Origin of the sequence: Algibacter sp. L3A6 (assembly GCF_009796825.1) — a bacterium.
Taxonomy (GTDB): Bacteria; Bacteroidota; Bacteroidia; order Flavobacteriales; family Flavobacteriaceae; genus Algibacter.
On sequence record NZ_CP047030.1, the window covers coordinates 870,434 to 896,028 of the forward strand.

Annotated in this window: 24 protein-coding genes and 1 pseudogene; 21 read left to right on the forward strand and 4 right to left on the reverse strand. The window is 32.8% G+C overall.

All coding sequences use genetic code 11. From position 1 onward, the window contains the following. The first annotated feature begins 82 nt into the window (after window positions 1-82). The 6 genes from rsfS to GQR98_RS03630 all read left to right on the forward strand — a co-directional run bounded on the left by rsfS (window position 83) and on the right by GQR98_RS03630 (window position 4,968). Window positions 83-454, forward strand: a complete 372-nt coding sequence (gene rsfS, locus GQR98_RS03605; RefSeq protein WP_042505726.1) for a ribosome silencing factor — start codon at window positions 83-85, stop codon at window positions 452-454. Between the two features lie 8 nt (window positions 455-462). Next, the gene (ftsH, locus tag GQR98_RS03610; RefSeq protein ID WP_159018322.1) at window positions 463-2,412 is read left to right on the forward strand and encodes an ATP-dependent zinc metalloprotease FtsH; all 1,950 of its coding nucleotides are present in this window, start codon (window positions 463-465) and stop codon (window positions 2,410-2,412) included. Window positions 2,413-2,539: 127 nt separating this feature from the next. Next, on the forward strand, window positions 2,540-3,148 hold the full coding sequence (locus GQR98_RS03615) for an LUD domain-containing protein (protein WP_159018323.1): 609 nt from the start codon (window positions 2,540-2,542) through the stop codon (window positions 3,146-3,148). 93 nt (window positions 3,149-3,241) lie between these two features. After that, the gene (locus GQR98_RS03620; RefSeq protein ID WP_159018324.1) at window positions 3,242-4,063 is read left to right on the forward strand and encodes a phosphatidate cytidylyltransferase; all 822 of its coding nucleotides are present in this window, start codon (window positions 3,242-3,244) and stop codon (window positions 4,061-4,063) included. After that, window positions 4,053-4,709, forward strand: coding sequence for a phosphatidylserine decarboxylase family protein (locus GQR98_RS03625; RefSeq protein WP_042499785.1), 657 nt, complete (start codon window positions 4,053-4,055; stop codon window positions 4,707-4,709). The genes GQR98_RS03620 and GQR98_RS03625 overlap by 11 nt, the downstream gene beginning before the upstream one ends. After that, complete coding sequence (locus tag GQR98_RS03630; protein WP_042499786.1) at window positions 4,702-4,968, forward strand: acyl-CoA-binding protein; 267 nt, start codon at window positions 4,702-4,704, stop codon at window positions 4,966-4,968. The genes GQR98_RS03625 and GQR98_RS03630 overlap by 8 nt, the downstream gene beginning before the upstream one ends. A gap of 309 nt (window positions 4,969-5,277) precedes the next feature. Here the strand turns inward: GQR98_RS03630 and GQR98_RS03635 are convergent, their stop codons facing one another. Further along, window positions 5,278-7,914, reverse strand: coding sequence for a valine--tRNA ligase (locus tag GQR98_RS03635; protein WP_159018325.1), 2,637 nt, complete (start codon window positions 7,912-7,914; stop codon window positions 5,278-5,280). Window positions 7,915-8,219: 305 nt separating this feature from the next. On the opposite strand from GQR98_RS03635, the gene GQR98_RS03640 reads away from it, so the two are divergent. Next, entirely contained in the window at window positions 8,220-8,636 is a 417-nt protein-coding gene (locus GQR98_RS03640) for a DUF1573 domain-containing protein (protein ID WP_042499789.1), read from the forward strand. Window positions 8,637-8,692: 56 nt separating this feature from the next. Here the strand turns inward: GQR98_RS03640 and GQR98_RS03645 are convergent, their stop codons facing one another. Continuing rightward, a complete protein-coding gene (locus tag GQR98_RS03645) occupies window positions 8,693-10,030 on the reverse strand; it encodes an aspartyl protease family protein (protein WP_159018326.1) in 1,338 nt (445 codons plus the stop codon). A 119-nt stretch (window positions 10,031-10,149) separates the two neighbouring features. On the opposite strand from GQR98_RS03645, the gene GQR98_RS03650 reads away from it, so the two are divergent. From GQR98_RS03650 to GQR98_RS03665, 4 genes are read left to right on the forward strand one after another with little or no spacing between them, the layout of a single operon-like run. Further along, the gene (locus GQR98_RS03650) at window positions 10,150-11,340 is read left to right on the forward strand and encodes a pyridoxal phosphate-dependent aminotransferase (protein ID WP_159018327.1); all 1,191 of its coding nucleotides are present in this window, start codon (window positions 10,150-10,152) and stop codon (window positions 11,338-11,340) included. A gap of 5 nt (window positions 11,341-11,345) precedes the next feature. Next, window positions 11,346-12,359, forward strand: coding sequence for a UDP-N-acetylmuramate dehydrogenase (murB, locus tag GQR98_RS03655; protein ID WP_159018328.1), 1,014 nt, complete (start codon window positions 11,346-11,348; stop codon window positions 12,357-12,359). 53 nt (window positions 12,360-12,412) lie between these two features. Beyond that, window positions 12,413-12,943, forward strand: a complete 531-nt coding sequence (locus GQR98_RS03660) for an RNA polymerase sigma factor (RefSeq protein WP_042499790.1) — start codon at window positions 12,413-12,415, stop codon at window positions 12,941-12,943. 12 nt (window positions 12,944-12,955) lie between these two features. Further along, the gene (locus GQR98_RS03665) at window positions 12,956-13,744 is read left to right on the forward strand and encodes an anti-sigma factor (protein ID WP_159018329.1); all 789 of its coding nucleotides are present in this window, start codon (window positions 12,956-12,958) and stop codon (window positions 13,742-13,744) included. Between the two features lie 127 nt (window positions 13,745-13,871). Here the strand turns inward: GQR98_RS03665 and aqpZ are convergent, their stop codons facing one another. Continuing rightward, window positions 13,872-14,558 (reverse strand): aquaporin Z, encoded by a 687-nt coding sequence (gene aqpZ, locus GQR98_RS03670; protein WP_159018330.1) that lies wholly within the window; start codon window positions 14,556-14,558, stop codon window positions 13,872-13,874. Window positions 14,559-14,780: 222 nt separating this feature from the next. Between aqpZ and GQR98_RS03675 the strand changes: the two genes are divergently transcribed. From GQR98_RS03675 to GQR98_RS03700, 6 genes are read left to right on the forward strand one after another with little or no spacing between them, the layout of a single operon-like run. Further along, window positions 14,781-14,984 carry a membrane or secreted protein gene (locus GQR98_RS03675; RefSeq protein WP_159018331.1) on the forward strand — a complete coding sequence of 68 codons (204 nt, stop codon included), beginning with the start codon at window positions 14,781-14,783 and terminating at the stop codon, window positions 14,982-14,984. Window positions 14,985-14,990: 6 nt separating this feature from the next. Then, entirely contained in the window at window positions 14,991-16,103 is a 1,113-nt protein-coding gene (locus tag GQR98_RS03680; protein ID WP_199270263.1) for a glycosyltransferase, read from the forward strand. Beyond that, a complete protein-coding gene (locus tag GQR98_RS03685; protein WP_159018332.1) occupies window positions 16,094-16,639 on the forward strand; it encodes an RNA polymerase sigma factor in 546 nt (181 codons plus the stop codon). The genes GQR98_RS03680 and GQR98_RS03685 overlap by 10 nt, the downstream gene beginning before the upstream one ends. Window positions 16,640-16,694: 55 nt before the next feature. Continuing rightward, window positions 16,695-17,573 carry a lipoyl synthase gene (gene lipA / locus GQR98_RS03690; protein WP_159018333.1) on the forward strand — a complete coding sequence of 293 codons (879 nt, stop codon included), beginning with the start codon at window positions 16,695-16,697 and terminating at the stop codon, window positions 17,571-17,573. A 2-nt stretch (window positions 17,574-17,575) separates the two neighbouring features. Continuing rightward, on the forward strand, window positions 17,576-18,589 hold the full coding sequence (gene gap, locus GQR98_RS03695; protein WP_159018334.1) for a type I glyceraldehyde-3-phosphate dehydrogenase: 1,014 nt from the start codon (window positions 17,576-17,578) through the stop codon (window positions 18,587-18,589). Window positions 18,590-18,619: 30 nt separating this feature from the next. After that, window positions 18,620-20,854, forward strand: coding sequence for an ATP-binding protein (locus tag GQR98_RS03700; protein WP_159018335.1), 2,235 nt, complete (start codon window positions 18,620-18,622; stop codon window positions 20,852-20,854). On the opposite strand, the gene lpxK is transcribed toward GQR98_RS03700, so the two are convergent. Next, window positions 20,851-21,855, reverse strand: a complete 1,005-nt coding sequence (lpxK, locus tag GQR98_RS03705; protein ID WP_159018336.1) for a tetraacyldisaccharide 4'-kinase — start codon at window positions 21,853-21,855, stop codon at window positions 20,851-20,853. The genes GQR98_RS03700 and lpxK overlap by 4 nt on opposite strands. A 47-nt stretch (window positions 21,856-21,902) precedes the next feature. Here lpxK and GQR98_RS03710 point away from each other — a divergent pair, with 47 nt between their 5' ends. The 4 genes and pseudogenes from GQR98_RS03710 (at window position 21,903) to GQR98_RS03725 (ending at window position 25,554) form a co-directional block, all read left to right on the forward strand. Beyond that, complete coding sequence (locus GQR98_RS03710; protein WP_159018337.1) at window positions 21,903-22,997, forward strand: Nif3-like dinuclear metal center hexameric protein; 1,095 nt, start codon at window positions 21,903-21,905, stop codon at window positions 22,995-22,997. A 3-nt stretch (window positions 22,998-23,000) separates the two neighbouring features. Further along, window positions 23,001-23,780 (forward strand): zinc ribbon domain-containing protein, encoded by a 780-nt coding sequence (locus GQR98_RS03715; protein ID WP_159018338.1) that lies wholly within the window; start codon window positions 23,001-23,003, stop codon window positions 23,778-23,780. A gap of 285 nt (window positions 23,781-24,065) precedes the next feature. Next, window positions 24,066-24,726 (forward strand): annotated as a pseudogene (gene msrA, locus GQR98_RS03720) (peptide-methionine (S)-S-oxide reductase MsrA). Window positions 24,727-24,753: 27 nt separating this feature from the next. Continuing rightward, complete coding sequence (locus GQR98_RS03725) at window positions 24,754-25,554, forward strand: DUF6503 family protein (protein WP_159018339.1); 801 nt, start codon at window positions 24,754-24,756, stop codon at window positions 25,552-25,554. Window positions 25,555-25,595 lie beyond the last annotated feature (41 nt).

Here is a 25,595-nt window from a genome sequence, read left to right on the forward strand (position 1 = left end):
TGCACTAGTATAAAATCTTATGATTATTTTAAACCATAAAGAACTAAAAAAATAATAACTTTGCACAAATTAAATAAAATTAATGGCGAAACAAAATATAAACTCAGACCAATTAATATCTGTAATACTAAGTGGAATTGAAGACGTTAAAGGAAAAGAAATAAATATACTAGATTTACGAGAGATTGAAAATACGGTTTGTGACTACTTTATAGTTTGCGAAGGGACTTCCAATACACAAGTAAGCGCTATAGTAAATTCTGTTCAGAAAAAAGTAAGCAAAGAACTTAAAGATCATCCATGGCACACCGAAGGCTTAGACAATGCCGAGTGGGTCTTAATGGATTATGTTAATGTTGTAGTACATGTTTTTCAAAAACAAATTAGAGAGTACTATGATATTGAAAGTCTTTGGGGCGATGCAAAAATTACAGCTATAGAAACGAGTTACTAAAAAGAGACATGGCAAAAGACAAGAAAAACGCAAAGGAAAATAAGCCTAAATTCAGTCCGTATTGGATTTACGGAATTATAATCGCTCTATTTTTAGGGTTTCAACTATTTAGTGGAGCCAGCTACCAAGAAGGCAATATTACTACGCCATCCGATTTTTTTAAATACTTAAAAGATGGTGATGTAGCACGTGTTGATATTATAAAAAACACGCGTGTTGCTAAAGTTTACTTAACAAAAGACGCTCAAGAAAAAGAGATTCATAAAAACTCTAAACCAGAAACATTTATTCCTTCGGCAACAAAATTGCCTAATTATAAATTTGAATTTGGAGATTTACAGAATTTTGAAAACGAATTAAATACAACTACCGAAAACTTAGCTACAAAGCCTGTTGTAAAGTTTGATACCGAAACCAACGATTGGAGTAATTTATTAATGGGTATTTTACCTTTTATTTTACTAATTGGAGTTTGGGTATTTATTATGCGTAGAATGTCTGGTGGTGCCGGTGGCGGAGCAGGCGGACAAATTTTCAACATAGGAAAATCTAAAGCAAAACTTTTTGACGAGAACACAGAAGTTAAAACAACTTTTAAAGATGTTGCTGGTTTAGAAGGTGCTAAAGAAGAGGTACAAGAAATTGTAGACTTCCTTAAATTTCCTGAAAAATATACAACCTTAGGTGGTAAAATACCAAAAGGCGCTTTATTAGTTGGCCCTCCAGGAACAGGTAAAACATTATTAGCAAAAGCCGTTGCAGGTGAAGCTAAAGTGCCATTTTTCTCATTATCAGGTTCTGATTTTGTTGAAATGTTTGTTGGTGTAGGTGCATCTCGTGTTAGAGATTTATTTAAACAAGCAAAAGAAAAATCGCCTTCTATTATTTTTATAGATGAAATTGATGCCATTGGTCGTGCCAGAGGTAAAAATGCCATGTCTGGAAGTAATGATGAACGTGAAAACACATTAAACCAATTACTAACGGAAATGGATGGTTTTGGTACCAACACAAACGTTATTGTAATTGCTGCAACCAACAGAGCCGATATTTTAGATAAAGCTTTAATGCGTGCAGGTCGTTTTGATAGACAAATTTTTGTTGATCTACCTAACTTAAACGAACGTAAAGCTATTTTTGAAGTTCACCTTAGGCCTCTTAAAAAAGCTCCAGGTTTAGATATAGAATTCTTATCGAAGCAAACTCCAGGTTTCTCTGGTGCAGATATTGCTAATTTATGTAATGAAGCTGCTTTAATTGCCGCAAGAACAAATAAAAAAGCTGTTGAAAAACAAGATTTCTTAGACGCTGTAGATAGAATTATTGGTGGTTTAGAACGTAGAAGCAACTTGTTCTCTGTTGAAGAAAAACGCACCATTGCTTATCACGAAGCAGGACATGCTGTTGTAAGTTGGTTCTTAGAGCATGCCGACCCGTTGGTAAAAGTAACTATTGTACCTCGTGGTAGATCTTTAGGTGCTGCATGGTACTTACCACAAGAAGCATACATTACCAGAACAAATAAATTTCTTGATGAAATTTGTGTTACAATGGGTGGACGAGCTGCTGAAAAAATTATTTTTAACGAAATTTCTACTGGTGCTTTAGGCGATTTAGAAAGCGTTACTAAAAAAGCAAAAGCTATGGTAATGATTTATGGCCTTAACGAAAAGGTTGGAAATATTACATATTATGATCCTGCTGGAGAGAGTGGCTTTGTAAAACCATACTCTGAAAAAACAGCTGAACTTATTGATAATGAGATCAAAGACATTATTGAAGTTCAATATCAAAGAGCGGTCGAATTATTATCTTCAAAGAAAGATTTATTAGACAAATTAGCTCAGAGATTAATTGAAAGAGAAGTAATATTCAAAGACGATTTAGAAGAGCTTTTAGGAATCTCTCCTTTTAAAAAGAGTCCAGCTATAATTGATAAAACTGAAGAAAAAGAGTAACTAAGAATAACAGAATTAAAATTTTGTTAAGCTTTTTGTAAAAATCTTAAATTAATCGTACGGTTAATTTAAGATTTTTTATATTTGAGGAATCTCTCAAAAAAAACAGTTAATTGCACCCAGCTAAATGAGTCTTTTCAGAAAAATTTTTGGTTTAAAAGCTGACAAATCAGACGATGAACTAAAATCCACAGACCGCGGCAGATATATGCCGGAAGTTAAGCTACCAATAGACGAAAGGTTTACTATAAACTTTAAAGCTAATGGCGGTAAATTTCTGTATTGTGAAAATTTATCTGAAGTTTTTCAAAACCTTGAAAATATAATACAAGAAAACGCTTGGGACTCAAAAAATGTATTGCTTTTAGATGCAAACTTAAAAGATAAGTTTAAAAATTCCGATTTACAGTCGACTCGAGTAATAAGTGACGCCACATATTTTTTAACAACTTGTGAAAACCTTATTGCTAACGATGGTTCGCTACTTATATCATCTAACCAAATATTTGAGAAAAAACTTAACGAACTACCTTTAAACTTTGTAGTTTTTGGTACAACAAGCCAAATGGTAGAAAACATTGGTGAAGGTTTAAGAGGTATTAAATCTAAAAACCGCCAAAAAATACCAACTAACATTACTACAATCAAGCAGTTTAAAGCGCAAGATGATAAAGATTTTTTAAGTTATGGTAGTAGCGCAAAAAACCTATACCTTTTACTTTTAGAAGATCTATAAGCTTAATTGTTTATGATCAAAATCTTAATTGCACAAAAGAGAACTGTTATGTATATTACATGTGTCTTTATAAAAAACCATAATTAAAAGCACATGAAAGAAACCATTACCCGATCACTCTCAGGTCTGCTTTACGTTGTATTACTTATTACATGCTTATGGTTTGAGCAATCTATAACGGTACTTTTATTTGTTTTCGGCTTAATTAGCATGAATGAATTCTTGAAATTGATTCAGTTTAAAAGCAAAATTCCTTATTTCATATTCATTTTAATTTACGGCTTAATAGCTTATGTAAAACATTTTAAAGTTGAACATATAGCGGCTAATGAATTTATTAGAATATTTATTGTACTTACTATTTTTGTTCTACTATTTTTAATTAGAGATTTATTTTCAAGAAAAACAATTCCGCTTTTTAGTTCTAAGCGTTATTTACTTACCACATTCTACATTACAAGTGGTTTTTCATTCTTATTTCTAATTGCCCATTACTTTAAAATCTACAATCCAAATATTTTATTAGGCTCTTTAATTCTAGTTTGGGTAAACGATACCTTTGCTTATTTAGTTGGTAAAAACTTTGGAAAACAGAAGCTTTTTGAAAAAATTTCACCTAAAAAAACCGTAGAAGGCTTTTTAGGCGGTCTATTTTTTGCGTGTATAGCAAGTTTTTTTATCGCTAGTTGTACAAATACATTAAACTCTACATACTGGCTTATTTTAAGCATAATAGTAAGCGTAACAGGCACTTTAGGCGATTTAATAGAATCTAAATTTAAGCGCCAAGCCCAAGTAAAAGACAGCGGAACTATAATGCCTGGCCATGGAGGTCTATTAGATCGATTAGATAGTATTATATTTGCAGCACCATTTATATATTTGTTTTTAAGAATTTTGCACTATGTTTCATAAAGAAGGAAATAAAATTATAGTTATCACGCTTGTTTTAGTCGTGGCCATGTTTTTATTAATTGATAGTTTTATAAACATATCATGGCTTAGAATTTTGCTAATGCTAACTGTATTGGCTTTTCTAATTATAATTCTACAATTTTTTAGAAACCCAAAACGCTTAACAGCTGCAAACAATAAAACTGTAGTATCTCCTGTAGATGGTAAAGTTGTAGTTATTGAAGAAGTTTTTGAAAAAGAATTCTTTAAAGAAAAACGTTTACAAGTTAGTGTGTTTATGTCTCCAATAAATGTGCATGTTACGCGTTATCCTATTGCTGGAAACGTTATTTTCAGTAAATATCATCCTGGTAAATTTTTAGTAGCATGGCACCCTAAAGCTAGTGAAGAAAACGAACGTACAACAGTCGTTGTTGAAAACGAAACTTACGGTAAAGTACTATACAGACAAATTGCTGGAGCATTAGCAAAACGTATTGTGAACTACGCAAAAGTAGACGATATAGCAACGCAAGGTGCTGACTCTGGTTTTATTAAATTTGGTTCAAGAGTTGATTTATTCTTACCTTTAGACACGAAAATCAAAGTAGAACTTAATCAAAAAGTTCGCGGGGGCGAAAGTATTATTGCAGAGGTTAATGATTAGTAAAGAATTAGAAATACAGTTTGAAGATGCCGTAAACCGGGTAAATGCGCATACAGAGCCATTTCCTGCGGATACGCTTTTAAAGCTATACGCCTACTACAAAAAAGCTACAAACGACTATAGTCGCCCGAAAAGTAAGAAGCCTATTATCAACGCTTTTAAAACAAATGCTTTATTCCAGGTTAAGAATATTAGCGAAAGTGAAGCTATGGAAACTTATATTGAACTTGTAGATAATTACTTTTTGTATCGCGAGTAGTATTATTAATACTTCGTTTTTCTTCGAAAAACATCCTAATTAAACATTTTAAACTGAAGCAACTTCATTTAGTAATAAATTGAAGAACGCTTCAATAATAAACTCATTAGCTAATACAGCTAAAATGGGTTTCTTTTCCTTTTAAAATTCTTAAACAACACTTCTCGAATACATTTTAAGCCTTAACAACTAATATAAGTTATTACGTTTTCCAAAACAGACCCTTAAACTCTTTATTTTATAAACCAAAAAAGGATATTTTGATTAATTCAAAATATCCTTTTTTTATAATTTATAGTTTTAGTTCGTTTAAACCAAACTTGCTAAACTCGCTTTTAAAGTTTCAATTTTAGCTAAAGCATCGGCTTCTTTTTTCTTCTCGGAAGCAACAACTTGTTCTGGAGCACCGGCTACAAAACGTTCGTTAGAAAGCTTTTTCTGCACAGATTTAAGAAAACCTTCAGTATAGCTTAACTCTTCAGTAAGTTTTTTGATTTCAGCTTCAACATCAATAGCACCATCCATTGGAATGAAATACTCGTTAGATTTTACTCTAAACGTTAATGCGCCTTCCACTGGTTCTTTTACATACTCTAAAGTCTCTAAATTACCAAGCTTTGCAATAACCTCATCAAATGTAATATCTGAATTTTCATTATTAATTACAGAAAAACCAATAGCATCTTTAAAAGCTATATTTTTTTCTTTTCTAATAGTACGAATTCCAGAAATAACTTCCGAAGCAAATTCAAACTGAGCAATCAACTCCTTATTAATAGGTTTAGCTTCCGGCCATTTTGCAACAATTAAGGCTTCTTCTGGAATTCTTTCAGAAATATACTGCCAGATATCTTCCGTTAAGAAAGGCATAAATGGGTGTAATATTTTTAAATTATCTTCGAAAGCGGCCATTACCTTATTATAAGTAACCACATCAATAGGTTGTTGGTATGCTGGTTTTACAATCTCTAACAACCATCCGCAGAAATCATCGTAAATTAATTTATAAATAGCCATTAAAGCATCGCTTAAACGGTATTTACTAAAGTGATCTTCAATTTCTACTAAAGCTGCATGAAATTTAGCTTCGTACCATTCTAATGCAATTTTACTAGAATTTGGTTGCTCAATACTATCACTCACCTCCCAAAGGTTAGTTAAGTTAAAAGCATTCCAAATTTTATTTCCAAAACCTTTACCTTGTTGGCAAAGTGTTTCATCAAACATTAAATCGTTTCCGGCTGCTGAACTCAATAAAAGTCCAACACGAACTCCATCGGCACTGTATTGCTCAATAAGTTTTAAAGCATCAGGAGAGTTCCCTAAACTTTTACTCATTTTTCGGCGTTGCTTATCCCGAACTAAGCCGGTTAAGTATACGTTATTAAATGGTTTTTCATCTTTATATTCGTAACCAGCAATAATCATTCTAGCTACCCAAAAGAATAAAATATCTGGACCAGTAACCAAATCGTTGGTTGGGTAATAATATTTTATTTCTTCGTTTTCTGGATTTCTAATACCATCGAAAACAGACATTGGCCATAACCAAGATGAAAACCAAGTATCCAACGCATCGGTATCTTGACGTAAATCTGCTGTTGTTAAAATAGCATTACCTGTTACTTTTTGGGCTTTTTCTAGTGCAGATTCTATATTTTCTGCAACTACAAAATCTTCTTTTCCATCACCATAGAAATAGGCTGGAATTTGTTGTCCCCAAAGCAACTGACGAGAAATATTCCAATCGCGAATATTTTCCATCCAGTGGCGGTATGTATTTTCAAATTTCTTTGGAAATAGTTTCACCTCAGCATTTTCACCTAAAACAGCTTCAATGGCAGGTTTTACTAATTCTTCCATTTTAAGAAACCATTGATCGCTTAAACGTGGTTCTATTACGGCTTTTGTTCTTTCAGAAGTTCCAACCTTATTAATGTGCGTTTCCGTTTTTACTAAAACACCTAAAGCTTCCAATTCTTTTGAAACTGATTTTCTTGCTACAAAACGATCTTGACCTTCAAATTGTAAACCAAAACTATTTAAAGAAGCATCTTCATTAAAGATATCAATAACTTCTAAGTTATGCTTATCTCCTAAAACCTTATCATTTTCATCGTGTGCAGGAGTTACTTTTAAACAACCTGTACCAAATTCTAGATCAACATAATCATCTTCAATAATAGGAATGACTCTTCCGCTAATTGGAACGATAGCTTTTTTTCCACGTAAGTGAACAAAACGCTCATCGTTAGGATTAATACAAATTGCTGAATCTCCAAAAATAGTTTCCGGTCTTGTAGTTGCAATGGTTAAAACATCGTCACTACCTTCTATTTTATAATTGATATAGTATAAATTTCCTTGGCGCTCTTCATGAATAACCTCTTCATCTGATAAAGTTGTTTTAGCCTCAGGATCCCAGTTTACCATGCGGTAACCACGATAGATAAGTCCTTTTTCATGTAAATCAATAAAAACTTTTATTACGGCTTCCGACATATCATCGTCCATAGTAAATTTTGTTCTATCCCAATCGCAAGAACAACCCAATTTTTTTAACTGCTCTAAAATTACTCCGCCATATTCATGTGTCCATTCCCAAGCGTGTTCTAAAAACTCTTCTCTTGTTAAATCGTTTTTATCAATACCTTGCTCCTTTAATTTAGCAACAACTTTGGCTTCTGTAGCAATAGATGCATGATCGGTTCCAGGAACCCAACACGCATTTTTACCCAATAAACGAGCACGACGTATTAAAACATCTTGAATAGTATTGTTTAACATATGCCCCATGTGCAATACGCCAGTAACGTTTGGTGGCGGAATTACAATGGTGTAAGGTTCTCTGTGATCTGGTGTAGAATGAAAATAATTATTTTTCATCCAGTAGTCGTACCACTTACTTTCTACCTGACTTGCATCATATTTTGATGGAATTTGCATACTTTGGAATAGTTTTTGAATATTATATTGCAAAAGTACTTATATTTCTTTTTCTGTGAAAGCAATAAGCGGTATTGAAAAACATTTAAAACCAATACGCTTTTTCATTTTTAAATGAATTCGATAAAAAGGTGTCCGTACTTTGAAACAAGTTAAATATGTTAATAAACATGTAATACATCCATTATTTTTGCAGATGATGGAAAAAGTGAGTATGTTTGACTTGATTTTAAAATTATTAACAATAAATTTTCCTACAATTTAGGATAACAATTGTAACCTATAGAATATTAAATATCAAAATCATGAAACAAATTATTACAATTTTATTTATCGGACTAGTAAGTTTCTCGGTAAATGCACAGGCTAAAATAGAGTTTAAAACCGATACAATCGATTACGGTACTATCGAAAAAGGATCGAACGGTGTTCGTGAATTCGAGTTTACTAACACAGGAAACGAACCATTAATTGTATCTAAAGTATCATCTAGTTGTGGTTGTACTATTCCTAAAAAACCAGATGCTCCAATTATGCCAGGAAAAACAGGTGTTATTGAAGTGAAATATGACACGAACCGTGTTAACCCAATTAGAAAAACTATTACTGTTATATCTAATGCTGAAACTCCAACAGTAGCTTTAAAAATTAAAGGCTTAGTTGTAAATGAAGTTACAGACGGTGTTTTACAGAAAAAAGATAAAAATATTGTTGAACAATAAACTTTATCTACAATAATTTAGAAAAAGGCTTAAAATCTTCAGATTTTAAGCCTTTTTTATTTTAACATATCTACCAGTTTAAAACTACAACTTAAAACAGCATCTCCCCTTTCAACTTTTAACTTAATACGCTTATTGTGATCGCCGTAAAACAACTCCATTAAACCTTGTAAAGTAAATTGATGCGCGGGTTTATTGTTTACACTTAAAATAGTATCACCTACTTGTAATCCTGCCCTATACGCAGGCGAATCTACTCGCAACTCTAAAATAACGTAAGCCGGCTTTAACCGAAGTTTATAACTCGGGCTGTAAACAATTTTGGTATTATTTTCTACCTCATTACTTTTATTTTTAGATTTTGGTGAAATAAAACCCGTATCATCTCTTACCAAACGCACGCCATTATGCGCCAATTCTATCCCGCTTTTATTATACCGGAAAGCCTGATTAAAGAATCTGTTTTTTTTAAGCCTTACTTTTCCTTTTCTATAATTAAAAACAATATTAAAGCGTTTTAAAATATTACCAGAAACACTACCATGCCGCTCTTTATGATCTAATGCATGCCCTATTGATGTGGTATCCGGAAATGCTACATTGGGGTTTTTAATTGTAAATTTATTTAAATGAAAGGCTTCTATTTTAGAGCGCTTACCATAGACACTTCCACTTAATCCATGCCCTAAAAAATCTTGAAAAAACGGGGCATTAGAGTTAATACCAATAGCTTCATTTTCAAACAACCAAAGCGCATCGCTACCTCCAGAATCTATGAGCATTTTTACAGGAATATTCCTATTATCAATATCAACCGCACCATTTATATAAGGCTTATTTTTGTAAAATTCTAAATTTAACTCCTCACAATTTCTACACGATTTACGGCGGTAATCTTCTTGATTGGTAAGCTTTAAAAAGCGCTTGGTATAATTGATTTCAACAACCAAATCTTTAAACAAATCGTAGCCAATAATACCATGTATAGGCAGTCCGAGTTTATGACTAAAATTTAAACTAGAATCGAGAATAGCATATAAATCTTGATTGATATTAATAGCTTCTCCAATTCTAAAAATATTATTCTTAGACCGTAAAGCTTCAATAGCATCGCCTTCTCCTAAACCTCTTAGCATTATTTTTTGGGTATTTTTAATTTTTAAGGAATCGGAGATGTTCAAAAAATTAAAAACTATAGGCTTACTTACTCCTGTATCGAGCAAAAAAGACAAGGAAACACCGTTAATTTCAACAGGTATGATTATTAAGTTATTAATGAGTTTAAATTTCACCTTATCGACACCCTTCTTACTATTTACTATAAATTGATCCTGTGAATAACAAAAATTGCTACTCAAAACATATAAAATAATAACATAAAATGCCCTTTTCATATAGAATAAAAACTAATCTCTAACAATTTAGTAAACATTATCATAACTACAGTATTAAAGCCTTGTTTTAAAAAATATCTAGGATTATTTTTGCAACTTTGCAAGTAAACACATATATAATGCCAACAATATCTAAAAAAGGGCTATTAATGCCTCAGTCTCCAATCCGTAAATTAGTTCCTTTTGCAGAAGCTGCTATTAAAAAAGGGAAAACTATTTACCACTTAAACATTGGACAACCAGATATTAAAACTCCCCAAGTTGCTCTAGATGCTGTTAAAAACAACACTCTAGAGATTATCGAATATTCTAGATCGCAAGGCTCCGATACGTATAGAGAAAAACTTACGGGCTATTATGCCAAGCATCAAATTGATGTTAAACTAGACGATATTATAGTAACTACGGGAGCTAGTGAGGCTTTACAGTTTTTATTTAGTAGTGTTATGAATCCGGGAGATGAAGTTATTATCCCAGAACCATTTTACGCAAACTACAACGCTTTTTCTATTGCAGCTGGTATAACAGTAGTGCCTGCAGTTTGTAAAATAGACGATAATTTCGCATTACCTACAATTGCTGCTTTCGAAAAATTAATTACACCGAAAACAAAAGCTATTTTAATATGTAACCCAGGCAATCCCACAGGTTACTTATACTCTAAAAAAGAAATTAATAAACTTGCGAGTATTGCAATCGAGCATGACTTGTATTTAATTGCTGATGAAGTTTACAGGGAATTTGTTTACGATGGCCATACGCATTATTCAATTTTACAAGAAAAAGGTGTAGACCAACATGCTATAATAATAGATTCTGTTTCTAAAAGATACAGTATGTGTGGCGCACGTGTTGGCTTTTTAGTTTCTAAAAACAAAGAGGTTATGCATACCGTATTAAAGTTTGCACAAGCCAGATTAAGCCCACCAACTTATGCACAAATAGCAAGTGAAGCAGCTTTAGAAACACCGCAAAGTTATTTTGATGATGTTATTGAAGAATATGTTGGAAGGAGAAACACTTTAATTAACGAATTACAAAAAATCAAAGGTCTTAAGGTTGCTAAACCTCAAGGCGCTTTTTACTGTATCGTTGAATTGCCCGTAAAAAACACCGATCATTTTGCACAATGGCTTTTAGAAGAATTTGATGTAAATGGAGAAACTGTAATGGTAGCTCCTGCTGCTGGTTTTTACTCTACTCCAGGGGTTGGTTTAAACCAAATCCGTATTGCTTACGTACTTAAAAAGGAGAGTTTAATAAAAGCTGTAAATATTTTAAAACAAGCTTTAGAAGTTTATAAAGATTAGTGCTGGTGCAAATACTTAACAACATATCCTTAAAACCCTATAATACGTTTGGTATTGATGCGGTTGCAAAACATTTTACATCAGTATCATCTATTAGCGATTTAAAATCAGTTCTAGCCTTAGACAATCACCCAAACAAACTGATACTTGGCGGAGGAAGCAACTTATTGCTCACCAAAGATTACGATGGCTTGGCGCTTCATGTTAATTTAAAAGGAATTGAAATAATTTCTGAAGATGAAAACACTGCCATTGTAAAAGCACAAGCTGGCGAAAATTGGCATGAATTTGTACTTTGGTGCTTAAAACACGATTTTGGAGGTTTAGAAAACCTATCATTAATACCAGGAAATGTTGGCACCACGCCAATACAAAACATTGGTGCTTACGGAATTGAAATAAAAGACACTTTTGAATCTTGCGAAGTTATTAATCTTGAAAGTCTTCAATTTGAAAGTTTTACAAAAGAAGATTGTAATTTTGGTTATCGCAACTCCACGTTTAAACAAGAAAATAAAGGAAAATATATTATTACTAGTGTGTGCTTTAAGCTTTCTAAAAAAAACCACGCACTCAATATCAATTATGGCACTATAGCCAATGAACTTGAAAATAACGGCATTACAAACCCAACTATTCAAGATATTTCTACAGCCGTAATTGCTATACGCCAAAGTAAATTACCAGATCCAAAAGAAATTGGTAATAGTGGTAGTTTTTTTAAAAACCCTGTAATTTCGAAATTAGAATTTAACGAATTACTAAAAAACTTCCCGAACGCACCTAGTTATCCAATATCAGAACATGAAGTAAAAGTTCCTGCAGGTTGGCTTATAGAAAAAACTGGGTTTAAAGGAAAACAATTTGGTAATTATGGCGTTCATAAAAAGCAAGCTCTAGTTTTAGTAAATTATGGTGGAGCAAAAGGTTCGGATATTTTTAATCTCTCAAAACTCATTCAAAAGACGGTAAAAAGGCTTTTTAATATTTCAATTGAAGCCGAAGTAAACATCTTATAATTAAAAACCATCCTAACTTTGGTATATTTGCATATCATAAAACCAACTTTATATTGATTTCAGCTATAGAAAAAGACATAGTTTATTTATTAGAACGTGGTGATAAAAAAGCTATTACGCTATTGTATGAGAATTATGCAGACTCTCTATACGGCGTAATACAGAAAATTATTAGCGACGAGGATACGGCGCAAGATGTTCTACAAGAAACTTTTGTTAAAATTTGGCGCTACGCTAAAAAATACGATTCTAGCAAAGCCAAACTATTTACATGGCTATATCGTATAGCATATAACACGGCTATAGATAAAGTAAGATCTCTAAAAAATAAAACAACCAAAGAAGTCCAGATAGAAACTTCAAGCGTATATAAAATAACTACGAACCAACTAAATGACGATGTTTTAGATATACAAAAACATCTAAGCACTTTAGAAGAAAAGTATCAAATTGTAATAAATGCCCTCTTTTTTGAAGGTATGACCCAGCAAGAAGCTAGCGAAGAACTTGACATTCCGCTAGGTACTATAAAATCGAGATTAAAAATTGGATTACGAGAATTGAAAAAAATTTACAATCCTTAAATTATTAACGTCATGAATGAAAAAATAAGTAATTTTTTAAATTCTGGCCTATTAGAAAAATATCTAATTGGTGACACGACTTCTGTGGAAACAGAAAAAGTGGAATCTTTTATTTCAAAATACCCAGATGTACAGAATGCCTACAACAGTTTACAACATAATTTAGAAATTGTTGTAAAAACTAATGCTGTAGAAGCGCCTAAATTTATTTTAGATAATATTTTAGACGAACTAGACGAGAAACCGGTAGTAAAATTAAATACAAAAAAGAAATACAAAGCATGGTATAAGTACACCATTGCGGCGAGTCTTATAGCTTTTGTTTTTGCAGGAACCTCGTACTCGTTTTACAATCAAAACCTAAAGCTTTCTAAAGAAAACCAGGTGGTTGTAGACGAAATATTTGACCTAAGAGGTGATATTGAAAAAAACAATATGATGCTCGACAATGTAATGAGGCAACTTTTAAAACTTAACAACCCAGAAACAGAAAAGTATATCATTTCTGGTAACGAACGTGCTAAAGATTTAAAAACAGTAGCCTACATTAACCCTAAAGAAAAAACATCTATGATTGATGTGGTGTCTTTACCAAAATTACCCGAAGAGCAATGCTACCAAATTTGGGCAGACTTACAAGGGGAAATGGTGAGCTTAGGTATTTTAAATGAAACAGATCGTAAATTAATGAATTTACCTTATGCTGAAAATGCTTTAGCTTTAAATATAACTATAGAACCAAAAGGTGGTAACACCGTCGCTTCTGTTGAAAACTCTGTTGCAGAAATAACTTTACATTAAGTACTTTTTTAGCAACACGTAACTAAACTAAATTCAAAAGCCTCATTTATTTATAAATGAGGCTTTCTTGCTATTAATAAAACGTCTTATACAATTTTACACAAATTGCTAATCGGGCTTATTTTTTTTATTCTTTTTCGAACAATGCTCTATGGATTATTCCGGCAACAATAGCACCAGCAATTGGAGCTACCCAAAACAACCAAAGCTGTCCTGTAAATTCTGCCCCTGCAAATAAAGCTTGACTTGTAGATCGTGCAGGATTAACAGATGTATTTGTAATAGGAATACTTATTAAGTGAATTAAGGTTAAACCTAAACCAATGGCTATTGGAGCAAAACCTTTAGGAACTCTATAATTTGTACTCCCTAAAATAATTAAAAGGAAAAACATAGTTAACAAAAACTCTGTTACTAACGCAGCAGTTATAGAGTAACCGCCTGGCGATAAATCACCATAACCATTAGCAGCAAAACCACCAATTGTTTCAAAATCTGCTTTATTACTTACTATTAAATATAAGGCACCAGCAGCAGTAACAGCTCCAATTAATTGAGATATTACATAACCAATTAAATTCTTGGCTTCAAACTTTCCGCCAGCCCATAAACCTATAGACACGGCAGGGTTAAAATGTCCACCAGAAATATGCCCTACGGCATAAGCCATCGTTAACACAGTTAAACCAAAAGCTAAAGCAACACCAGCAAATCCAATTCCTAACTCAGGGAAAGCCGCTGCAAAAACCGCACTACCGCAACCTCCAAACACAAGCCAAAAGGTTCCAAAAAACTCCGCAAATAATTTATTCATAATTAATAATTTTAACTTGTTAGAAATACTTAACACTCTGTGTGCTTTCATTTTAGACACTATTTTTTCCGATAGGTCACAATTCATCAATTATCAGTTCCTTTTTTAAAGGTTAAAATCATATCTTTGTAACCTATTATTTTTCAAGGTTGAAAGTGTCGTGTTTTTGTAATTTTACGAAACTAATTTCGACTTATTTAAAAATTAAAATCTCATTTTGTTATGAAACTTTTACTTATAACTGTTGTATTGTTAGGACTTGGTATTGCTGGAATTGCTATTAAATTATGGGCAAAAAAAGACGGTAAATTTGCTGGAACATGTGCCAGCCAAAACCCAATGCTTAATAAAGACGGCGAAGCTTGTGGTTTTTGCGGAAAAACGCCAGATCAATATGCCGATTGTAGCGAACCTCAATATTCTTAAAATTTAATGGTAATACTTGATACGTTACTCTACGCATTTATTGCTGTAGTCTTTATTCAAGTGGTTTATTATCTTTTTATTTTCGGGAATTTTGCTTTTCTGAAACAAAAAAAACCATCTTCTAAAAAACTTCCAGTTTCCGTTATTGTTTGTGCAAAAAACGAAGCTGAAAATTTAAAAGCATTTATCCCCTCAATAATCAATCAAGATTATCCTGAATTCGAAATTGTTTTAATTAACGATGGTTCTCATGATGACACCTTAGATGTTATTGAAGAGTTTGCAAAAACAAACGATAACATAAAAATTGTTAACGTTAAAAATATTGAAGCTTTTTGGGGTAATAAAAAATATGCTTTAACATTAGGCATAAAAGCCTCTAAACACGATTACCTTTTATTTACTGACGCCGATTGCCAACCTGTTTCTAAATATTGGATAAAGGATATGAGTGCTCATTTCAGCAATAAAAAGTCTATTGTTTTAGGATATGGTGGATATTCAAAAGTAAAATATTCATTTTTAAATAAACTTATCCGTTTTGAAACGGTAATGACGGCTGTTCAATATTTTTCTTTCGCAAAAATAGGCTTGCCATATATGGGCGTTGGTCGAAATCTAGCCTACGCCAAAACAGAGTTTTTTAATGCTAACGGCTTTATTCAGCATATAAAAGTGCGCTCGGGAGATGATGATTTGTTTATAAATCAAGTAGCAAATTCAAAAAACACAGCAATTAGCTTTTCTCCTAATAGTTTTACCTCTTCAATACCTAAATCGAGTTTCAAAGCTTGGTACAAGCAGAAAAGACGTCACGTTTCAACAGCGCAATTATATAAATCTAAACACAAAATATTACTAGGCTTATTCTATGTTTCCAACGTTTTATTTTGGTTGCTAGCTATTTCGCTTTTGAGCACCATGTATAACTGGCCAATAGCAGTTGGCTTATTTTTACTTCGAATAATTATTCAATATATCATTCTTGGATTTTCATCAAAAAAGCTGAAAGAAGCCGATGTTTTACTTTTGCTTCCTTTACTCGAAATCTCGCTTATTATTTCTCAATTCGCTATATTTATAAACAACTTAATCTCAAAACCTAATTTTTGGAAATAAACGAAGCCATAAAACGAGCAAAGTCTAACGACCAAAAAGCCTTTAATTTCCTATTAAATCTATATTGGGATGATGTTTATGGATTTCAATTAAAACGTATTCAGAATGAAAATGATGCTGAAGATGTTACTATCCAAACCTTTTCTCGGGCTTTTGATAAAATTGAAACTTTCGACGAGAAATACACCTTCAAAACTTGGCTGATTACTATTTCTAAAAATTTGCATATTGATTTACTTCGGAAGGAAAAAAATTCCATTACCCAAGTTATTTCTAATACCGATAAAAAGGCCTTCCAGGTTTTAGACGAGTCGCCTTCGCCGGAAGATATTTTAATTACCGAGCAGCACTTAGCCAAGTTACTGCGCGACATTAAAAAACTAAAACCCCATTATCAAGAAATTATAAACCTCCGCTATTTTCAAGAGCTTAGCTATAAAGAAATCTCAAAGCAATTAAACGAACCTATGAATAATGTAAAAGTTAAACTTTTGCGTGCAAAAAAACTACTTGCAGAAATTATTCAAGATAAGTAAACAAGGCTACTTTTTATAGAATACTTTGTATCTTTGCGTTCTACATTTTAAAGATATGAATAGCGAAACAATTTCAAATATACTCCCAGAACGTCAAGCTAAACCAAAATGGCTTCGTGTAAAGCTTCCAACCGGAAAAAAATACACAGAATTACGCGGTTTAGTAGATAAATATAGTCTAAACACCATTTGTACCTCGGGAAGTTGCCCGAATATGGGCGAATGTTGGGGAGAAGGTACTGCTACGTTTATGATTTTGGGTAATGTTTGCACACGTTCTTGCGGCTTTTGCGGTGTTAAAACCGGGCGTCCACAAACTGTAGATTGGGATGAACCTGAAAAAGTATCACGTTCTATCAAGATCATGAAGATTAAACATGCCGTTTTAACGAGTGTTGATCGTGATGACTTAAAAGATATGGGAAGCATTATGTGGAGTGAAACCGTAAAGGCCGTTCGTAGAATGAATCCTGAAACAACCTTAGAAACTTTAATACCAGATTTTCAAGGTATAGAGCAGCATATTGATAGAATTATTGATGTAGCTCCAGAAGTTGTATCGCACAATATAGAAACAGTGAGACGCTTAACCCGCGAAGTACGTATACAAGCTAAATACGACCGTAGTATGGGTGTTTTAAAATATTTAAAACAACAAGGACAACGTAGAACAAAATCTGGTATTATGCTAGGTTTGGGTGAAACTCGCGAGGAAGTTATTGAAACCCTACACGACCTTAAAGCGAATGATGTTGATGTGGTTACTATTGGGCAATATTTACAACCAAGTAAAAAACACTTACCAGTAAAACAGTTTATAAACCCAGATCAATTTAAAGAATACGAAGAAATTGGACTAGAATTAGGTTTCCGTCATGTTGAAAGTAGCGCACTTGTAAGATCTTCTTATAAAGCTCAAAAACATATCAACTAAGCATGATTCACGTTGCAATTAATGGCTTTGGAAGAATAGGGCGCCGTGTTTTTAGGTTACTTCAAGATCATCAAAATATAAAAGTTGTTGCTATAAACGATTTGGCCGACACAAAAACACTAAGTCATTTATTAAAATACGATAGTGTTCACGGTAGGTTTAACGGTACGGTTTCTTCTGATGAAAATCATATTATTGTTAATGATGAAAAGGTTACACTCTTAAATGAAAACCACCCAAAACGTATTGATTGGTCACCTTTTAATGTTGATTATGTAATTGAATCTACCGGGAAATTTAAAACAATTCCGGAATTAGAGTTTCATTTACAAAACGGAGCAAAACACGTTATACTAAGTGTACCTCCTGTAGAAGATGATATAAAAACCATAGTACTAGGCGTTAATGGCGATAGTATTGATGGTACCGAAACTATAATATCCAATGCTTCTTGCACAACAAATAATGCAGCACCGATGATTGATATTATAAATAAACTTTGTGGTATTAATCAGGCTTACATAACTACGGTTCACTCCTACACTACCGACCAAAGTTTGCACGACCAGCCACATAGAGATTTACGTAGATCTCGAGCTGCGAGCCAATCTATTGTGCCTACAACAACGGGAGCAGCAAAAGCCTTAACAAAAATTTTTCCAGAACTAGCAAACGTTATTGGTGGTTGTGGTATTCGCGTACCTGTTATTAATGGTTCGTTAACCGATATTACATTTAATGTAAAACGTACTGTTTCTATAGACGAAATTAATAATGCCTTTAAAAAAGCAGCCAACGCAAACTATAAAGGTATTCTAGAATATACGGAAGATCCAATAGTGTCTATAGACATTGTTGGCAACACACATTCTTGTATCTTCGATTCGCAAATGACTTCGGTTATTGGCAACATGGTCAAAATTATTGGTTGGTATGATAATGAAACAGGATATTCATCAAGAATAATAGACTTAATATGTAATTTATCAGCAAAAAAATGTACTTTGTCGAAGTAAAATTTTATATTTGATGGTAACCACATATTTATGTTCAAAATAAAACCCTCTTTAATCGCTCTAATGGTGCTGTTTAGTGTTTTAGGTTGGTCTCAACAAACCATAGAGAACGACCCTGAACTTATTCAAAACAATATAGATCACTATATAAAACAAGCTCAGTCTGCATTAGAAACTCATAATACTTATGATGCTCTAAATAGTTTGGATGATGCTTTGGTTTTGGCCGAAAAAACAGAAGACCAACAAAGCAAAGGGCTTATCTACTCTTTTAAAGGCCGTTTAGAACTTATTCTAGAGCAACCCGATAAAGCTATAATTTCACTTAACAAAGCTATAGAAATACAGCGCATTACAAAAGATGATGCTAATTTGGCTCGATCTTTTAAGATTTTAGGTGAAGTTTTTATTGATAAGAAAGACTACACTCAGGCTCTAGATTATTTTATTTCAGCAAAAAATCTTTTTCAACAAACTCTACAAGAGCGTAAACTTGCTCAAACTTTACTTTTAGAAGGTAAAACATACATGCTTCTAAAAAACTATAATAAGGCAAGAACAACACTTGAGCAAGCCTTAGTTTTATCTAGAAAAAACGACCTTTTAAGTACAGAGAGTGAAACTTTAATAAACCAAGCTATTGTTTACAACAAGCTAAACGATTATAAACATGGTTTAGAAGCTAGTGCAGAAGGCCTAAAAATAGCAAAAGCCAATAACTTTATAAACAACAAAAACTTAGCATACAAAGTGCTTAGTGATATTTCCTACGCTACCAGAGATTTTAAAACATCTCGAGATTATTTAGTTTTGCATACAGAATTATCAGACTCTATCCGTGGTTTTAAAAACAACTTAGCAAAACAACAAATAAACCAGCCTTTATTAAGTAACATGAGTGAAGAGCTAGAAACGGTTAACAAAAAGCTAGCAAAAAAAGAAGCAGAAAGTAGTATTAACACCTTAATATCAATATTAAGCGTTGCTCTAATTACAATTCTTTCGTTACTAACATTATCGCTTTATAAAAACAATAATATTCGTTTAAAAACGAATAATATGCTTCATAAAAAAAACGGAGAACTTATTCTTGCTAAAGAAAAAGCGGAACTAGCTTCCAAAACTAAAGCTAACTTTTTATCTACAGTAACTCACGAGTTGCGTACACCGCTTTATGCTGTAACAGGCTTAAGCAATATGCTACTAGAAGAAAACCCAAAGCCAGAACAAGTACAGCATTTAAAATCTCTCAAGTTTTCGGGGGATTACCTGTTAACGTTTATAAATGATATACTTCAAATTAATAAAATTGAAGCTAATAAAGTGGATTTAGAACCAGAACCATTCAACCTAAATAAAAAGATAAACAATATTGTATTGGCTTTAAAAAATTCGGCAGAAGACAATAATGTCAATATACATTTTGAATACGATAAAGATTTACCAGAAAACTTTATTGCCGATCAACTAAAAATATCTCAAATCCTTATTAACCTTGTTGGTAACTCTATTAAATTCACAAAAGATGGAGATATCTGGATTCGTGTTTATAAAATAGATCAAGTCGATAAAATTTACACATTACGTTTCGAAATTGAAGATAACGGTATTGGAATTACTCAAGAGAAACAAGACCATATGTTTGAAAGCTTCTCTCAAGGGTCCATACAAATTAATAGAAAATACGGTGGTACAGGCTTAGGTCTATCGATTGTAAAAGGTTTAATTGAAATCTTAAAAGGACAAATTTACCTTAAAAGTGAATTAGGGAAAGGAACGACCTTTTATTTCGAAATTCCAATTGAATTCAGCGCTATAAAAGAAGCAGCCGAAACAAAAGCAGATTATTTTGAAGGAAATAAAGACGAACTAGATCTAAAAAGTGTGAAAATATTAGTAGTTGAAGACAACAAAATCAACCAAATGATTACCAAGAAAATCTTGACTAAAATGGATCTTCAGTGTGAAATCACCGATAATGGTGAAGATGCTGTAGAGAAAATTAAAGCCAACGATTACAACATTATTTTAATGGATATCCACATGCCAGGTATTAGTGGTATTGAGGCGACCAAACGTATAAGAATGTTTGATAAAGATTTAACTATTTTCGCGCTTACAGCGGTTACTATTGAAGATAAAATGCATGAATTTGACGAGGCTGGCTTTACCGATATTATCCCGAAACCGTTTAAGCAAGATGAGTTTGAAAAGAAACTTTACAATGCTTTAGCCGCTAAAAAAAATATATCGCCAACAGCTTAAGCAGTTAAATACGCTTTGATAGCATCTCTAAATTCTGGTTCCTTATCGATGGCAATGGTTATAGGTAAATAGAATAATTTACCTTTTAAAACCTCGTAATCTTTAAGGCGCATAAAATCTTTCTCGGTAGTTACTATCAATTCTTTTTTACTCAATTCTGCAATATCTGCAGATGTAAAATTATGATGATCATTAAAATTTAAATGTTCAAACTTTAAGTTTTTACTTTCAAGAAAATCAGTTAACGGCCTAGGGTTTGCAATTCCGGTAACTAAACAAAAGGAAGTTAAATCTTCAACATTCATCGTTTTTTCCGAAGACAGTAACGTTTCCGCGTAAGCGATACTACTAAAAAACACATACTGATTTTTATCTGCATGAATGCGTTTTAAAAATAAAGCCTTATCCGTTTCTTGTAAATTATCGGGATATTTAGTTACAACAATAATATCCGCTCTGTTAGCTCCTGACCTTGGTTCACGAAGGTTTCCTGTAGGCAAAACAAAATCCTTAAAATATGGATCTGCATAAGTGGTTAATAATATATTAAACCCAGCTTTAACCTTACGGTGTTGATAGGCATCATCCAATAAAATTACTTCAGGCGCATTCGCTAAATTCATTAATTGCTCAATACCATTTTGTCTATCGACATCTACAGCAACCAAAACATCTTCTTTAAATTTATTATAAAATTGAAAAGGTTCATCACCTAATGTTTCCGCGGAAGCGTTTTTATCTCCTAACTGAAAACCCTTAGATTTCCGCTTATAACCACGACTTAAAGTCGCTACTTTATATTCATTTTTAAGTATTGTAATTAAGTGCTCAATCATGGGAGTTTTCCCCGTTCCACCGACACTTAAATTACCAACACAAATTACAGGCGTGCTATAAGATTTAGATTTTTTAATCCCCAAATCGAATAATTTGTTCCGTAACCAAGTTGCCAAATAATAAAAAGGCATAATCGGAAACAATATGTATCTCAAAATTTTCATCACCACGAAAGTAATTATTTTATCTTTGATGTAAAATTTATTTCAATATGATCATTCAAGACGTTATAAATCACTTAGAGCAACTGGCGCCATTAGCTTATGCTGAAGATTTTGACAACGTAGGCCTTTTGGTTGGAGATAAAAACTCGAAACTTACAGGTGTTTTAGTAACACTAGATACGCTAGAAGCTATTGTAGACGAAGCCATAGAGCAAAATTGCAACCTTATTGTAAGCTTCCACCCTATTATTTTTAAAGGTCTAAAAAAAATAACGGGTAAAAATTATGTAGAGCGCGTGGTTTTAAAAGCCATAAAAAATAATATTGCTATTTACAGCATACACACGGCGCTCGATAATGCGCAACAAGGTGTAAACCATATTATTTGCGAACAATTACAACTTAAAAACCAACACATTTTAATACCACAGAGTGCAACCATAAAAAAGCTTAGCACTTATGTACCTAAAAACGAAGCGAACCAACTCCGTGATGCTTTATTTACTGTAGGTGCAGGTGCCATTGGCAATTACACCCATTGTAGTTTTAACGTAGAAGGTTATGGCACTTATAATGGTAACGAAAACGCTAACCCAACTATTGGCGAAAAAGGCAAAACGCACACCGAAGACGAAACAAAAATCACGGTAACTTTTGCTAAACATTTAGAATCTAAAATAATAGACACCCTATTTAAAACACATTCTTACGAAGAGGTTGCTTACGAAATAACGACTTTAGAGAATAAAAATCAAAATATTGGCATGGGTATGGTTGGCGAATTTGCCGAAGCGATGGTCCAAACCGATTTTTTACAACATTTAAAAACAAAAATGAATACTGGCGCCATTCGCCATTCTGCATTTTTAAACAAAAAAATTAAAAAAGTAGCCGTTTTAGGAGGCTCGGGAAGCTTTGCCATTAATAATGCTAAAGCAGCTGGTGCAGATGCTTTTGTAACTGCAGATTTAAAATATCACGACTTTTTTATGGCCGAAAACAGCATTCTTTTGTCCGATATAGGGCATTATGAAAGTGAGCAGTTCACAAAAAACCTTTTAGTAGCGTATCTTACAAAAAAAATCACTAATTTTGCCATCATTTTATCAAAGACAAATACCAATCCTGTTAAGTATTTTTAAAGTATGGCTAAAAAGAAAGAAGTAACTGTTGAAGACCGCTTAAGAGCTTTATACGATTTACAACTCATAGATTCTCGTATAGACGAGATTAGAAATGTTCGTGGAGAACTTCCTTTAGAAGTTCGTGATTTAGAAGATGAAGTTGCCGGATTAAATATAAGATTAGAAAAACTTGTTTCAAGTTTAGAAGTTATAGACAACGACATCACTGGAAAGAAAAATTTAATGGAAGAAGCAAAATCTTTGATTAAAAAGTACAGCGAACAACAAAAGAACGTTAGAAATAATCGTGAATTCAACTCTTTAACAAAAGAAGTTGAGTTTCAAGAATTAGAAATTGAATTGGCAGAAAAGCACATTAGAGAATTTAAGGTGCAAATCGAGCAAAAGAAACAAGTCATTTCTGAAACTAAAGAGCGTTTAAAAGAACGTCAAAACCACTTAAAGCACAAGAAAAATGAGCTTGACGCTATTTTAAGTGAAACAGAAAAAGAAGAACAAGCTTTGTTCCAAAAATCTGAAGATTACAAAACACAAATCGAAGAGCGCTTGGTTTCTGCTTATAACCGTATTCGCAAAAATGTGAAAAATGGTTTAGCTGTTGTACCAATTGAAAGAGGTGCATCTGGAGGATCGTTTTTTACAATTCCACCACAAGTACAAGTAGAAATTGCTTCTCGTAAAAAAGTAATTACCGATGAGCATAGTGGACGTATCTTAGTAGATGCTTTACTTGCAGAAGAGCAAAAAGCTAAAATGGAAAAAATGTTTTCTAAACTTTAATCCATTTCCAACGCATAAAAAAAGCCTTTAGTTAATCTAGAGGCTTTTTTTTATGCCCATATTTTTGGCGATCCCTTCGGGCCAGGCTTTACACTAAAGTTTTGGCTCGATGCTCGCCTCGCCAAAAGCTACCGTTGCAATCCCTATCGCGAGCTACCTTGCCAAAAACAGTAGAACATGCCAACTATAGCCATGTTTAAAATTTATATAACAAAATAATTTTTTACAACTCCCTTTAAGTTTTCATAACTTTATACGTCTAAAGCCTTAGAAAAAATATACATCATGAAACATATTATTCCAATATTAGCAATTACATTATTTTTTAGTTGCCAAAACACAGCACAAAACAAAAAACAACAGCTAGACGTTCAAAACGCAGAACCGATTGAAGTGCCTATAAAAAAACGGAAAAGCACGTGCTTACTTTGCAAGTGGATGTTTTTGGTGTGTAGAAGCCATTTACGAAAGCGTAAAAGGCGTAGACGAGTCTATTTCTGGCTATTCTGGAGGTTACACTACAAAACCCACATACGCAGCAAGTAATACCGGTAAAACAGGTCATGCTGAGGCCGTAGAAATTATTTACGATCCAGAAGTTGTTAGTTTTGAAACTTTAGTCGATGTTTATTTTGCATCACAGAATGTAACTCAGGTTAATGGCCAAGGAAACGATCGTGGTTCTCAATACCGATCAATTCTTTTTTATCAAAATGAAGCACAGAAACAAATTATTCTAAAAAAGAAAGCCGCTCTTGCCGAAAAGTTAAATGTAAAAATTGCAGCAGAAGTTTATCCATTTCAGAAATTTTGGATCGCCGAAGATTATCATCAAAATTACGAGCGTTTACATCCAGATCATCCTTACATTCAAAATGTATCTGTACCAAGATTAAATAGATTTAAATCTAAATTTCCAAAGGAATTATTGAAAGCTTCACATTAAATTATTAGTAAAACCCAAAACTATAAAATGAGAGTACATAATTATCTTTTAGCATTAGTATGCAGCATTACGTTTTTTGCTTGTAACGATAAGAAAAAAGAAGTGAGAAAGCCTTCTCCTCAAGAAGAAACAACACCGCAAATAAAACTGGCTTCAAAAGCAGAAGTTATCTTAAACCAAGCTATAGAAGCTCATGGTGGTAATCTATACAATTCGGCTAATTACAGCTTTGTTTTTAGAGACAACACCTATCATTTTAAAAATGATAACCAAAATTACGAGTTCACCAAAATTTCAAAAAAGTACAACAATATAACTATCGATGTTCTTAAAAACGGTAAACTTTATAGAACCGTTAATGGAGATACCGTAAACCTAAACGAAAAACAAATTAAAGGAGCAACTGGTGGTATAAATTCTGTTATTTACTTTGCCACATTACCACATAAACTAAATGATGCCTCTGTAAATAAAACGTACATAGGCGACATAACGATTAAAGAAAAAAACTATGCTGTTTTAGGCATAACATTTAATCAAGAAGGTGGTGGAGAAGATTTTGACGACCAATACCGTTACTGGATAAATACCGAAACAAAAAAAATAGATTACTTAGCTTATAACTATTCCGTTAATAATGGAGGTGTTCGTTTTAGAGCGGCTTACAACAAACGGGTTGTAGACGGTATTACTTTTCAAGACTACACAAATTACGAAGCCGAAGTAGGCACGCCATTAGACCAGCTTCCAGAACTTTTTGAAACTGGAAAACTAAAAGAATTATCTAAAATTAAAACAGAGGATATTATTAATTTATCGACTAAATAATATTTTAAAATCAAAAAACAGACAGACTTGTCTTTTTTTTG